The sequence below is a fragment of the Streptomyces actinomycinicus genome, assembly GCF_016741775.1.
Lineage (GTDB): Bacteria > Actinomycetota > Actinomycetes > Streptomycetales > Streptomycetaceae > Streptomyces > Streptomyces actinomycinicus.
This window is the reverse complement of record NZ_JAERRK010000001.1, coordinates 530366-542990: the sequence shown is the minus strand read 5'-3', so window position 1 is coordinate 542990 and position 12625 is coordinate 530366. Positions and strand designations below refer to the sequence as shown.

Below are 12625 nucleotides of genomic sequence, written 5' to 3'. Positions count from 1 at the left end.
ATAGATGTCACTCCCGAGGCCGCAAGTCCGGTCAATTGGTCCAGACCTATTGACGGTAGGTCTGGACCAGCGCACTGTTCATGAAGACGCGAACTGTCATGCCTACGACACCTCACCGCACCCCCACCGGGAGGCCCGCATGCTCCGCCGCACCCTGCGCCTGCTCACCACAGCCCTCGCCACGGCCGCCTTGGCCGCCCCGCTAACGATCGCCACCGCGGCCACCGCCTCCGCCGCCGAGACCTGCGCCGTGAAGCCGCGCCCCGCGGGCAAGGTGCTCCAGGGCTACTGGGAGAACTGGGACGGCTCCGCGAACGGCGTCCACCCGCCCTTCGGCTGGACCCCGATCACCGACTCCCGGATCGCCGCCCACGGCTACAACGTGATCAACGCCGCCTTCCCCGTGATCCGTTCGGACGGCACGGCCCTCTGGGAGGACGGCATGGACAGCGGCGTGAAGGTGGCCACGCCGTCGGAGATGTGCGCGGCCAAGGCCTCCGGCCAGACCGTCCTGCTGTCGATCGGCGGCGCCGCGGCCGGTATCGACCTCAACTCCACTGCCGTGGCGGACCGTTTCGTCGCGACGATCGTCCCGATCCTGAAGAAGTACAACTTCGACGGCATCGACATCGACATCGAGACCGGTCTGGTCGGCAGCGGCAGCATCGGCCAACTGTCCACGTCCCAGGCCAACCTGATCCGCATCATCGACGGGATCCTCGCCCGGATGCCCTCCGGGTTCGGCCTGACGATGGCCCCGGAGACGGCGTACGTCACCGGCGGCAGCATCACCTACGGCTCCATCTGGGGCGCCTACCTGCCGGTCATCAAGAAGTACGCGGACAACGGCCGCCTGTGGTGGCTGAACATGCAGTACTACAACGGCAGCATGTACGGCTGTTCCGGGGACTCCTACTCGGCCGGCACGGTCCAGGGCTTCACCGCTCAGACCGACTGTCTCGACAAGGGCCTGGTGGTGCAGGGGACGACCGTCAGGGTGCCGTACGACAAGCAGGTACCGGGCCTGCCCGCCCAGCCCGGCGCGGGCGGCGGCTACATGTCCCCGTCCCTGGTCTCCCAGGCCTGGCGGCACTACGGGACGTCACTGAAGGGCCTGATGACCTGGTCGGTCAACTGGGACGGCGCGAAGAGCTGGACCTTCGGCGACAACGTCAGGGCACTGCAGGGCCGTTGAGGCCCGCCGGGGTCCACCGGGCGGACCGGTCCACCGCCGGCCCCGGGGTCCGTCGGGCGGGCCCGGGCGAGGGTGGCGCCGGCGGCCCGTTCCGTTGGACACCCTGCGTCACCGCTCGGAGAATGGAAGTGCCGGCGCGCAGTCTCCCAGGCGGCGCCTGCCGTCGGCCGCGCGGTGTCCCAGCGCCGCCCGAGGAGGCCGCGATGGCCGTCCGTATCGCCACCTTCAACACCGAGAACCTCTTCCGCCGTCCCTCCGCCTTCCGGCTCCCGGACGCGGCTGCGCGCAAGCGGGTCCTGAAGGACTTCGCCGGCCTGGTGGCCCTCCTGGACAAGAAGACGTACACCGCCAGGGACAAGGACCGGATCTCCGCGCTCGTCCTGGAGTACCGGGCCTACAGCAGCGACCCGGAGAACCCGCCGCTGATCTACGTCAACCAGAACCGCCCCGGTACGCAGAGCGGGCTGTTCACCACGCCCGCGCCGGGGACGGAGCCGACCGAGCTGCCGATCCTCGCCGAGGGCCGTGGGTCATGGGCCGGCTGGGCCGAACTCGGCCAGGACGACCTGGACATGGCCGCGGTCAGCAACACCGGACGGGTGGTCAGGGAAGTGAACGCCGATGTCCTGCTCGTGCCCGAGGTCGAGGACCGGCTCACCCTGGACCGGTTCAACCAGCATGTCCTGGGCCTGGGCTGGCAGCCGTACCCGTTCAATCTGCTGATCGACGGGAACGACCCGCGGGGCATCGACATCGGAATCCTCAGCCGCCTGCCGATCACGTCCGTCCGCACGCACATCTTCGAAACGGACCCGGCGGACCCGACGAGGCCCCTGTTCAGCCGCGACTGCCCCGAGTTCGAGATCCGGCTCGGCTCACAGACCCTGGTGGTCCTCGGCAACCACCTCAAGAGCAAGTTCAACGACGAACCGGAGCTGCGCCTGGCCCAGGCCGAGCGGGTCGCCGAGATCTACCGGGCGGCGCTGGAACGGACACCGGACGTCGTGGTGGCCGGCGACCTCAACGACACCCCGGACAGCAAGCCGGTCGGGGTCCTGCTGGACACCGGCCTGCGCGACGTGATGAGCCACCCCCTCTACGACGGTGAACCCGGCACCCACGGGAACTGCCACCACAAGCGGGACAAGCTCGACTACGTCATGCTCCCGCCCGCCCTGTGGAGCAAGGTGCAGAGGGTGGGCCTGGAGACCCGCGGCATCGCGGCCCACGCGAACCACTTCAAGAGCGTCCACGACAAGACCGACGAGGCCTCGGACCACGCAGCGCTGTACGTCGACCTGGACGTGAACACCTAGCGAGCCCCCCAAAAAAAGACCCACCCACCGGCCGACCGAGTCGCCTCCCCTGCAACCCGCCCGGCCGGCCCCGCCAAAACGCCCGCCCACCAGCCGAGCGAGTCGGGTGGTGGGCGGGCGAGGTTTTCGGGGGTTCAGGGGGCCAAGCCCCCTGGGTCGGTGGCGTCGGTGCCGGTCAGCAGCCCAGCAGGCGGCTGGCGAGGTACCCCTCGATCTGGTCGAGAGACACCCGCTCCTGCTTCATCGTGTCCCGCTCGCGCACGGTCACCGCATTGTCCTCGAGCGTGTCGAAGTCGACGGTCACACAGAACGGCGTACCGATCTCGTCCTGGCGACGGTAACGCCGCCCGATCGCACCGGCGTCGTCGAACTCGATGTTCCAGTTCTGCCGCAGCGCCTGCGCCAGCCCCTTGGCCTTCGGCGACAGCTCCGGGTTGCGGGACAGCGGGAGGACGGCCACCTTCACCGGGGCGAGGCGGTGGTCCAGCCGCAGCACGGTCCGCTTCTCCATCTTGCCCTTGGCGTTCGGGGCCTCGTCCTCGACGTACGCGTCGAGCAGGAAGGCCAGCATCGTGCGGCCGACACCGGCCGCGGGCTCGATGACGTACGGGGTCCAGCGCTCGCCGGCCTCCTGGTCGAAGTAGGAGAGGTCCTGGCCGGAGGCCTTGGAGTGGGCACCGAGGTCGTAGTCGGTGCGGTTGGCTACACCCTCCAGCTCGCCCCACTCGCTGCCGCCGAACTGGAAGCGGTACTCGATGTCGGCGGTGCGCTTGGAGTAGTGGGAGAGCTTCTCCTTCGGGTGCTCGTACCAGCGCATGTTCTCCTCACGGAGACCGAGGCCGGTGTACCAGTTCCAGCGCTGCTGCATCCAGTACTCCTGCCACTGCTCGTCCTCGCCCGGCTTGACGAAGAACTCCATCTCCATCTGCTCGAACTCGCGCGTGCGGAAGATGAAGTTGCCGGGCGTGATCTCGTTGCGGAAGGACTTGCCCATCTGGGCGATACCGAACGGCGGCTTACGGCGCGAGGTGGTCTGGACCTGGGCGAAGTTGGTGAAGATGCCCTGGGCGGTCTCGGGGCGCAGGTAGGCGACGGAGCCGGAGTCCTGGGTCGGGCCGAGGTGGGTGGACAGCAGGCCGGAGAACTGCTTGGGCTCGGTGAACTGGCCCTTGTTGCCGCAGTTCGGGCAGTTGATGTCCGCGAGGCCGTTGGCCGGGGCGTGCCCCTTCTTCTCCTCGTAGGCCTCTTCGAGGTGGTCCGCACGGAACCGCTTGTGACACGAGGTGCACTCGGTCAGCGGGTCCGTGAAGGTGGCGACGTGGCCGGAGGCGACCCAGACCTCGGAGGCCAGGATGACGGACGAGTCGATACCGACGACGTCCTCGCGCGACGTCACCATGTAGCGCCACCACTGACGCTTGATGTTCTCCTTGAGCTCGACACCCAGCGGTCCGTAGTCCCAGGCGGCACGCTGTCCGCCGTAGATCTCACTGCACGGGAAAACGAAGCCACGGCGCTTGCTCAGGCTGACGATGGTGTCGATCTTGTCGGCGGCCACGGTGCTCTCTTCATTACGACGACGGGCGTTGAAGCGAGATGCTTCCAGCGAATGATTCAGGTTACCGGCGCAGGCTCCCCCACGACCAAATCGGCCCCCGCTCAGACCACCTGATGAGCGTTGTTGACAACGGTTTCCATATTAGTTGAAAATGACTGTCATGAACGTACGACGACGCCTCATACCCGTGGCCGCGGCCGCCGCGGCCACCACCCTGGGTATCGGTACCCTCACCGCCTGCTCCGGAGACGGAGCGGTCGTCGCCAACACGGGCAAACTGGACGTCGTCGCGTCGTTCTACCCGATGGCCTTCCTCGCGGAGCAGATCGGCGGGAAGCACGTCCACGTCGTGACGCTCACCACCCCCGGCCAGGAGCCGCACGACCTGGAGCTGAGCCCCCAGCAGATCGCCCAGATCGAGGAGTCCGACGCGGCCCTGTACCTGAAGGGCCTCCAGCCGTCGGTCGACAAGGCCGTGGCCGAGTCCCCGGTCCGGACGAAGATCGACGCCTCCACGCTGACCACGCTGGAGAACCACGGAACCGAGGTCGGCGGCCACGCGGCCGAGCACGACACCCACGGGCACGAGGAGGAGGAGGCGGGCAAGGACCCGCACATCTGGCTCGACCCGGTGCGGTACGGCGAGGTCGCCAAGGGCGTCGGCGAGGCCTTCGCGAAGGCCGACCCGAAGCACGCCGCCTACTACCGGGAGAACAGCGCGAAGCTGAACGGGAAGCTGGACGCGCTGAACTTCGCGTTCGAGCAGAGCCTCGCGCACACCCGGAGCAAGGTCTTCCTGACCACGCACGCCGCCTTCGGCTACCTCGCCGAGCGCTACGGCCTCACCGAGGAGGCCATCAGCGGCCTCGACCCCGAGTCGGAGCCGAGCGCCGCCCGGGTCAGGGACCTGGAGGAGATGGCGAAGGCCGACGGCGTCACCACCGTCTTCTACGAGACGCTCGTCAGCGACAGGACCGCCCGGACCATCGCCCACGACGCGGACCTGAAGACGGACGTCCTCGACCCGATCGAGGGCATCACCGACAAGTCCCGCGGCAAGGACTACTTCACCGTCCAGGAGGCCAACCTCAAGGCACTCCAGCAGGCCCTGGGCGCCAAGTGACGGGAGACGAGATGACCAGCGAACCTGTCATCGCCCTGCGCGGGGTGACCGCCGAACTCGGCGCGCGTCCCGTGCTGCGGGGCGTCGACCTCAGCGTCGGCCGCGGCGAGGTCGTCGCGCTGCTCGGCGCCAACGGTTCGGGCAAGTCCACGGCGATCCGCTCGATCATCGGCCAGGTGCCGTTGAGCGGCGGCACCATCGAGCTGTTCGGCACCCCGCGCCGGTCCTTCCGGGACTGGGCGCGCGTGGGCTACGTGCCGCAGCGCACGACGGCCGCGGGCGGGGTCCCGGCGACGGTGACGGAGGTCGTCTCCTCGGGCCGCCTGTCCCGCACCCGGTTCGGCGTCTTCCGCAAGGCGGACCGGGAGGCCGTGCGCAAGGCCCTGGAGCTGGTCGGCATGGCGGACCGGGCCAAGGACTCGGTGAACGCGCTCTCCGGCGGCCAGCACCAGCGGGTGCTGATCGCCCGCGCACTGGTCGCCGAGCCCGAGCTGCTGATCATGGACGAGCCGATGGCGGGCGTCGACCTGGCCAGCCAGGAGGTGCTCGCGCGGACCCTGCGGCAGCAGGTCGAGGCCGGTACGACGGTCCTGCTCGTGCTGCACGAACTGGGCCCGCTGGAGCCCCTGATCGACCGGGCGGTCGTCCTGCGCGACGGCTGCGTGCTGCACGACGGCCCGCCCCCTCGGGCGGTCGGCCAGCACGCGCTGCCCGGTCACGACCACGTACACCCGCACGCACCGGCGGGCGCCGAACCGATCCGCACGGGACTGCTGAGCTGATGGACTTCCTCGACTACGAATTCATGCAGCGGGCGCTCCTCGCGGCCGTCCTGGTCGGCATCACCGCGCCCGCGGTGGGCATCTACCTGGTCCAGCGCCGCCAGGCGCTGCTGGGCGACGGCATCGGGCACGTGGCCATGACGGGCGTCGGCCTCGGCTTCCTGCTGTCCGCCTCCCCGGTGTGGACGGCGACGGCCGTCTCCGTGCTCGGCGCGATCCTGATGGAGCTGATCCGCTGGTACGGCAGGACGCGCGGCGACATCGCGCTCGCCATGCTCTTCTACGGCGGCATGGCCGGCGGTGTGATGCTGATCAACCTCGCGCCGGGCGGCTCCAACGCCAACCTGACGTCGTACCTGTTCGGCTCGCTCTCGACGGTGTCCCGGTCCGACGTGACCGCGATCTGTGTCCTGGCCGCCTTCGTGCTGCTGGTCACGCTGGGTCTGCGCCGGCAGCTGTTCGCGGTCAGCCAGGACGAGGAGTTCGCGCGGGTCACGGGTCTGCCCGTACGGGCCCTGAACCTGCTGACGGCGGTCACCGCGGCCGTGACGGTGACGGTCGCCATGCGTGTGGTCGGCCTGCTGCTGGTGTCCGCTCTGATGGTGGTCCCGGTGGCGGCGGCGCAGCAGCTCACCCGCAGCTTCGCCGTGACGTTCGTGATCGCGGTGGCGATCGGGGTGACCGTGACGGTCAGCGGCACGATCACGTCGTACTACCAGGACGTCCCGCCCGGCGCCACGATCGTCCTGCTGACGATCGGCGCGTTCATCGCGCTGACGGCGCTGGCGGCCCCGCTGGCCCGGCGACGCGCCCGCGCGGCCCTCGCGGCACAGCCGTCGGGCGACCCCGCGGAGTGCTCGATTCCGGTCGCGCGCGGGGCCGGGGACGAGGTCGGCGTCTGACCGCTCACAGTCCGGGCTGGCACAATGGCCCGGGCAGTAGCCAGACGTGAGGAGGCAACCGGTGACGACCGCTGGACCGCCCGTTAAGGGCCGCGCGACCCGCCAGCGTGCAGCCGTGGCGGCGGCCCTGGACGAGGTCGACGAGTTCCGCAGCGCGCAGGAACTGCACGACATGCTCAAGCACAAGGGCGACTCGGTCGGGCTCACCACCGTCTACCGCACGCTCCAGTCCCTCGCCGAGGCCGGCGAGGTCGACGTCCTGCGCACGACCGAGGGCGAGTCCGTCTACCGCCGCTGCTCGAGCGGCGAACACCATCACCACCTGGTGTGCCGCGCCTGTGGCAAGGCGGTGGAGGTGGAGGGTCCGGCCGTCGAGAAGTGGGCGGAGGCCATCGCCGCGGAGCACGGGTACGTCAACGTGGCCCACACGGTGGAGATCTTCGGCACCTGCGCGGAGTGTGCGGCCGGGTGAGCGCCCTCGGTCCAGCGCCGTCGGGGTGCGGGTCGTCGCCGGGTGCGGGTCCGTCGTGGCTGGTCGCGCCCCGCGGCGGAGCCGCACGTCGACACCGCCCCGCGCCCCTTCGGGCGCTCCTGGAGATCCGAAGCCCAGCACGACGGGCATCCACCGCTGGATCCCGCCCCAGCTTCATGTCCATGACCATGAGGCGGGATCGTGCACGAGCCGTTCGTCCGGCGGCCGTGCTCAACGGTCAGGCGCGCCCGAAGCAGCGCTCCAGTTCGTCCAGGTCGTAGAAGGCGCTGCCCTTGGTGAGGGGGCGGCAACCGGCCTTGAAGGCCGTCTCCTTCTCGTTGTAGAGCATGCGGACCAGGTAGCGGTTGCCCTTCTTGAAGACGTCCCACTGGATGTTCGCGCCGAGGGGTGCCACCGAGGAACCGCGCCAGGGGTTGCCGGCGTACGTGTACGGCTCACCCGGCGTCGCCGGGCGCGTGCTGCCCGGCAGCCCCATCAGCGCGGCCAGCGGGATGATCTCCTCAGCGTGGGTGAAGCGGAGTTCGGCGCCGAGGTCGCTGGTGCCGTTCCGCTCGGCCTCGACCTGCTTGAAGAGGTCGTCGAGGAGGACGCCCGCCATCTTGTAGGTGATGTCGCTGTCCGAGAAGCCGGGGCCCTTCTCGTAGAAGTCCTCGGCGTCGGACAGGTAACCGAACCAGGCCGCGTCCTCGCGGGAGACGAAGCGCTCCATGCCCCAGCCGGCGCCCCGGGGGCTCTCCTCGGTCATCGCGGGGGCGATGGCGTAGAGGTTGTAGACGGCCTGGGCGGCGGCGACCTGGTCGGGGATCTGCGCGAGGAACGACTCCTTGAAGATCCGGCGCAGCACGCCGTGCGCGGCCTGCTGTGTGCGGGGCCGGCCGGTGATGCCCTTCAGGGTGTCCTTGAGGCGCTGGTCGTTCTCAATGTACTCGCGGTACGCGGCGCCGCCCGCCGCCTTGTGGAAGTACAGCAGGTCCTTGTCGGTGCGGGCCGGCCCGATCAGCGGCTTCAGGCCGGGCTCGGCCTCGGCGAGGGCGCCCGCGAACACGTTGCCGCTGTCCACGGCCCGCGCCTGCCCGGAGCTGACGACGTCGATCTTCCGCCCGTCGTCGGCGATCTCGTCGAACAGCGACGGCAGCCGCTGCTCCATGCGCAGGGCCGTGTCCGCCAGTTCCTGCTTGCCGCGCCCGCTGAGGTTGCCGTAGCCGGCCTTCGCCATGGCGGCCTGCAGGGCGCGGACCTTCGGCCCGAAGTCCGCACCGCGCCGGGTGAGCGCGCCGTCCGCCTCGGCCTTGTCCCACAGCGCGAGGACCAGGTCCCCGTCCTCGCTGTCGGTGGCCGCGCGCGACCCGTGCCGGGAGACGTTCTCGGTGAAGACGGGAACGAAGCCGGCGGGAACCTCCTGGTAGCCGTGCGGGTGCTGCTGGGGCGCGTACGGCGCCTTCGTGCCGTAGCTCTCGCGGTGCGCGGGGCCGTCGGACGCGTGCGCGGGCAGCGCGGTGAGCAGCAGGGCGCCGAGGGCGAGGACAGGGGTGAGACGTCTCATGAGTCCCGCATCCTCGGCGGCCCGCATGAACCCTCGATGGCTACGAGGTGGACTCACCCTTCATCGCGGCTTCCATGGCGATCAGTTCCTCGTTCGGGACCGCGCCGCCGAACCGCCGGTCCCGGGAGGCGAATTCCAGGCAGGCCCGCCACAGGTCACGGCGGTCGAAGTCGGGCCACAGCACGTCCTGGAAGACCATCTCGGCGTACGCGCTCTGCCACAGCAGGTAGTTGGAGGTGCGCTGCTCGCCGCTGGGGCGCAGGAACAGGTCGACGTCCGGCATGTCCGGGTAGTACAGGTACTTCTGGAGGGTCTTCTCGGAGACCTTGGACGGGTCGAGCCGGCCCGCCTTCACGTCCTCGGCCAGTCGCTGCGCCGCGTCGGCGATCTCGGCGCGTCCGCCGTAGTTCATGCAGAAGTAGAGGGTGAGCAGGTCGTTGTCCTTGGTCTGCTCCTGGGCGACCTGCAGCTCCTTGGCGACCGACTTCCACAGCTTGGGCATGCGCCCCACCCAGCGCACCCGGATCCCCAGTGCGTCGAGCTGGTCCCGGGTCTTGCGGATGAAGTCGCGGTTGAAGTTCATCAGGAAGCGGACCTCGTCGGGCGACCGCTTCCAGTTCTCGGTGGAGAAGGCGTACAGGGAGATGTTGCGCACACCGATCTCGATGGAGCCCTGGAGCACGTCGAGCACCCGCTCGGCGCCGACCTTGTGCCCCTCGGTGCGGGGCAGTCCGCGGTCCTTGGCCCAGCGCCCGTTGCCGTCCATGACGATCGCGACGTGGTTCGGCACCAGCTCGCCCGGGAGCTTGGGCGCGCGGGCACCGGACGGGTGCGGCTCCGGAGCCTTGTACTCGCGCCGCTGGCGCCCCAGGATCCCGCGTACGACCATGTCCTTCTCGTCTCCTCGACCGTGCTGTGCTTACTTCTCTACGTACCGCAGGGAGCGCAGCCCGCGCTCCAGGTGCCAGTGCAGGTAGGCGGACACCAGCCCACTGCCCTCGCGGACGTACCGCGCCTCGCACGCGTCCGCCGTCTCCCAGTCTCCCGTAAGCAGCGCCCCCAGCAGTACCAGGGTCTGCGGGGACGGTACGACGCTGCCGGGCACCCGGCAGTCGACGCAGACGGAGCCGCCGGAGGCGACCGAGAAGAACCGGTTCGGGCCGGACATCCCGCACTTCGCGCAGTCGCTGAAGCTGGGCGCGTAGCCGTTCACCGCGAGGGAGCGGAGCAGGAAGGCGTCGAGGACGAGGTGGGGTGCGTGCTCCCCGCGGGCGAGCGTGCGCAGGGCACCGACGAGGAGCAGGTACTGCTGGACGGCCGGCTCGCCCTCGTGGTCCGTGAACCGCTCGGCCGTCTCCAGCATGGCGGTGCCCGCGGTGTACCGCGCGTAGTCGGTGACGATCCCGCCGCCGTACGGAGCGATGGTCTCGCTCTGCGTGCACAGCGGGAGCCCGCGCCCGACCAGTTCGCTCCCGCGCGCGAAGAACTGCACGTCGACGTGGGAGAAGGGCTCCAGCCGGGCCCCGAACTTCGACTTGGTGCGTCGCACCCCGCGCGCCACGGCCCGTACCCGCCCGTGACCGCGTGTGAGCAGGGTGATGATCCGGTCCGCCTCACCCAGCTTCTGGGTGCGCAGCACGATGCCGTCGTCGCGGAACAGACTCATGGCACCATTCTGGCCCATGCCGAAGGGGCGCCCGGCCGCCTAGCGGAACCACTCCGGGTGGCGCCTGCGGAGATCGGCGACCGCGGGCCGGAAGACGCCCAGCACCTGCTGCACCGGCTCCGGGCGCCCTCCTGTGAACCTCAGGGTGCGGTGCCCGAAGGTGACCTGGGTGACGCCGATCCAGGTCTTGTCCAGGATCACGGCCTGATCATTGACGACACCGGTGTCGACCTCCTCGTACGAGGTGTCCACGGCCATGCCGTCCAGCGCGGAGTAGGGGATCCGCAGCAGGTCGGAGGAGTACAGGCACAGGTGGGTGTCCGTGAAGGCGATCGTCCCCGACTTGGCGAAGCGGGACGGGTGATGCCCGATCAGCCGCTCCGTGCCGGGGACACCGCACTTCTCCCTCACCCGGCTGCTGCCTTCGGCGCCGGGTACGACGGTGATGCCCTGACGCGCCAGCAGCAGCCGAAGGGCATCGGCCGGCTCCGTGGGCTCGGCGCGCTGCCGCTCGATGTGGGCGTCGACCTGCCGCATGTCGTACCCCCAGAACCACCTGCCGGACACGGTGCGGAAATGGGGTGCCTGGGCCTGCCACCCGCGGCGGGGGTCCCTCACCTTCGCGAGGACGTCGTCCAGCTGCTCCTTGACCGCCCTGATCCGGTACCCGCCGCCCTGGACGGTGTCGAACGGGAAGCCCGCGGCGGGCGCGGCCACCGGGGGCACCGGCGGCACCGGGGGCACCGGGGGCACCGGGGCCGCTTCGGCGCGGACGATGCACCGCGGCGGCACGGCGTCCCGCCCGGCGTCGTGGGCGCGGTTGCGGACCCAGGGCTCGTCCTCCGCGATGTTGAGCCCGTTCAGCTGGGGCGTGGCTCTGGCTCGCTGCTCCCGGACGCGCCGCCAGACGCGGGGGACGCTCAGCGTCGGGCCCGCCCCGGCGATGCCCTTGTCCAGGACCTCGATCAGCGCACCGGTGAACTCCGGGTAGCCGCCGGGCACGGTGAACGAGCGCTGGGTGCCCGACGCCGAGGTCAGCACATAGCCGCCGAAGTCCTCGTCGCCGTCACCCGGGCCGGGTGCGTTGCCCTCCTTGGACTCGACCAGCAGCCGGACCTGGTCCGGGCGTTCCAGGACGGCCGCGGAGCCGCCCATGGGGATGGCCAGGCCGCTGTAGCAGGAGTCGATGAGCGTGATGTGACGGCGTGCGAACCGCCCCTCCCGCCTCACCATGCGGCGCAGTTCGCGTTCCGGCAGCGCCCCGATCGTCACGTCGTACCGGTCGGCGTCGGCCAGCGCCAGGTACAGCTGCTCGCTTCTGGGTTCCCGCTGCCCGTGCCCCGCGAAGTAGACGAGAAGCGTGTCGGTCGCCGCCCGTCCGGCGCCGCGCACCGCCCTGAGGACGTCGTCGGCAGAGGCGTCACCGGGGAGGACGGTGACGTTGCCCCGGGGCAGCCCCCAGACCGTCGGGTCGCCCAGCAACTCGGCCAGTCTGGCGACGCCGGCCGCCACACCGGGCAGAGCAGCGAGGTGACGGTAGTCGTGCACGCCGATGAGGACGGCGTGGCTTCGTGACGGGTCAGGAAGCGGCACGGCCGGGCGCCTCCCCGTCGTCCTCCGGCAGCAGGCCCAGTGCCCGTGCCGCGCGGGCGGCATCCTCCGCCGTCTCGCCGTACACGGTGACGCGCGTGCCGCCGCGTTCCAGCTCCAGTCGCGCCGACTGCTGTTCCCGGCGGGGCAGCGAGGCACGGAAGTCACCGAACAGGCCGATCAGGTCGGTGAGCAGCGAGGCGGAGGCGACGGCGAGGCTGATCCACTCCACCGGGTCCGGTGACATCCCGCCGTCGCCGGGCGAGACGCGCCCCTGCCGCTCGCGTACGGACCGGCCCAGCCTCCGGTCCTCGGTCATCCACTCGGCGAACGACTCCGTCCACCCCCCGGTGTCGACCCGTTCGCCGGCCGAACCGTCACCCGACGGCCGGATCCGCGCAACCCTGACTCGTAACTCCATGTGAGGACCCCCCTCTTGGTCGCGGACGCCCGCGAC

Annotated in this window: 12 protein-coding genes; 6 read left to right on the top strand and 6 right to left on the bottom strand. The window is 70.4% G+C overall.

Annotated elements, in window-relative coordinates:
• The first annotated feature begins 139 nt into the window (after window positions 1-139).
• Window positions 140-1195 (top strand): chitinase, encoded by a 1056-nt coding sequence (locus JK359_RS02435; protein ID WP_201831069.1) that lies wholly within the window; start codon window positions 140-142, stop codon window positions 1193-1195.
• A gap of 203 nt (window positions 1196-1398) precedes the next feature.
• Window positions 1399-2511, top strand: a complete 1113-nt coding sequence (locus JK359_RS02430) for an endonuclease/exonuclease/phosphatase family protein (RefSeq protein WP_201831067.1) — start codon at window positions 1399-1401, stop codon at window positions 2509-2511.
• 175 nt (window positions 2512-2686) lie between these two features.
• Here JK359_RS02430 and JK359_RS02425 read toward each other — a convergent pair whose 3' ends face one another.
• Window positions 2687-4069, bottom strand: coding sequence for a glycine--tRNA ligase (locus JK359_RS02425; protein ID WP_201831065.1), 1383 nt, complete (start codon window positions 4067-4069; stop codon window positions 2687-2689).
• Between the two features lie 160 nt (window positions 4070-4229).
• On the opposite strand from JK359_RS02425, the gene JK359_RS02420 reads away from it, so the two are divergent.
• The 4 genes from JK359_RS02420 (at window position 4230) to JK359_RS02405 (ending at window position 7348) form a co-directional block, all read left to right on the top strand.
• Complete coding sequence (locus JK359_RS02420; RefSeq protein WP_201831063.1) at window positions 4230-5192, top strand: metal ABC transporter substrate-binding protein; 963 nt, start codon at window positions 4230-4232, stop codon at window positions 5190-5192.
• Between the two features lie 11 nt (window positions 5193-5203).
• Window positions 5204-5974, top strand: coding sequence for a metal ABC transporter ATP-binding protein (locus JK359_RS02415; protein ID WP_201831062.1), 771 nt, complete (start codon window positions 5204-5206; stop codon window positions 5972-5974).
• Window positions 5974-6876: a metal ABC transporter permease gene (locus JK359_RS02410; protein WP_201831060.1), complete on the top strand. Its 903-nt coding sequence runs from the start codon at window positions 5974-5976 to the stop codon at window positions 6874-6876. The genes JK359_RS02415 and JK359_RS02410 overlap by 1 nt, the downstream gene beginning before the upstream one ends.
• Before the next feature lie 61 nt (window positions 6877-6937).
• Window positions 6938-7348: a Fur family transcriptional regulator gene (locus JK359_RS02405; protein ID WP_201831058.1), complete on the top strand. Its 411-nt coding sequence runs from the start codon at window positions 6938-6940 to the stop codon at window positions 7346-7348.
• A 238-nt stretch (window positions 7349-7586) separates the two neighbouring features.
• Here JK359_RS02405 and JK359_RS02400 read toward each other — a convergent pair whose 3' ends face one another.
• Genes JK359_RS02400 through JK359_RS02380 form a run of 5 tightly spaced genes read right to left on the bottom strand, consistent with a single transcriptional unit; the run spans window position 7587 to window position 12589 of the window.
• Window positions 7587-8912 carry a histidine-type phosphatase gene (locus JK359_RS02400; RefSeq protein WP_201831056.1) on the bottom strand — a complete coding sequence of 442 codons (1326 nt, stop codon included), beginning with the start codon at window positions 8910-8912 and terminating at the stop codon, window positions 7587-7589.
• A gap of 40 nt (window positions 8913-8952) precedes the next feature.
• Entirely contained in the window at window positions 8953-9801 is an 849-nt protein-coding gene (locus tag JK359_RS02395) for an isoprenyl transferase (protein WP_201831050.1), read from the bottom strand.
• 30 nt (window positions 9802-9831) lie between these two features.
• The gene (gene recO, locus JK359_RS02390) at window positions 9832-10578 is read right to left on the bottom strand and encodes a DNA repair protein RecO (protein ID WP_201831048.1); all 747 of its coding nucleotides are present in this window, start codon (window positions 10576-10578) and stop codon (window positions 9832-9834) included.
• Window positions 10579-10617: 39 nt separating this feature from the next.
• Window positions 10618-12171, bottom strand: a complete 1554-nt coding sequence (locus tag JK359_RS02385; protein ID WP_201831046.1) for a caspase family protein — start codon at window positions 12169-12171, stop codon at window positions 10618-10620.
• On the bottom strand, window positions 12158-12589 hold the full coding sequence (locus tag JK359_RS02380) for an effector-associated constant component EACC1 (protein WP_201831044.1): 432 nt from the start codon (window positions 12587-12589) through the stop codon (window positions 12158-12160). Before JK359_RS02380 ends, JK359_RS02385 begins: the two co-directional genes overlap by 14 nt.
• Window positions 12590-12625 lie beyond the last annotated feature (36 nt).

Excerpts from the sequence above, each read along its gene's own strand:
- JK359_RS02435 (WP_201831069.1), top strand. The coding sequence starts at position 140 with ATGCTCCGCCGCACCCTGCGCCTGCTCACCACAGCCCTCGCCACGGCC.
- JK359_RS02430 (WP_201831067.1), top strand. The coding sequence starts at position 1,399 with ATGGCCGTCCGTATCGCCACCTTCAACACCGAGAACCTCTTCCGCCGT.
- JK359_RS02420 (WP_201831063.1), top strand. The coding sequence starts at position 4,230 with ATGAACGTACGACGACGCCTCATACCCGTGGCCGCGGCCGCCGCGGCC.
- JK359_RS02415 (WP_201831062.1), top strand. The coding sequence starts at position 5,204 with ATGACCAGCGAACCTGTCATCGCCCTGCGCGGGGTGACCGCCGAACTC.
- JK359_RS02410 (WP_201831060.1), top strand. The coding sequence starts at position 5,974 with ATGGACTTCCTCGACTACGAATTCATGCAGCGGGCGCTCCTCGCGGCC.
- JK359_RS02400 (WP_201831056.1), bottom strand. The coding sequence starts at position 8,912 with ATGAGACGTCTCACCCCTGTCCTCGCCCTCGGCGCCCTGCTGCTCACC.
- JK359_RS02395 (WP_201831050.1), bottom strand. The coding sequence starts at position 9,801 with ATGGTCGTACGCGGGATCCTGGGGCGCCAGCGGCGCGAGTACAAGGCT.
- recO (WP_201831048.1), bottom strand. The coding sequence starts at position 10,578 with ATGAGTCTGTTCCGCGACGACGGCATCGTGCTGCGCACCCAGAAGCTG.
- JK359_RS02380 (WP_201831044.1), bottom strand. The coding sequence starts at position 12,589 with ATGGAGTTACGAGTCAGGGTTGCGCGGATCCGGCCGTCGGGTGACGGT.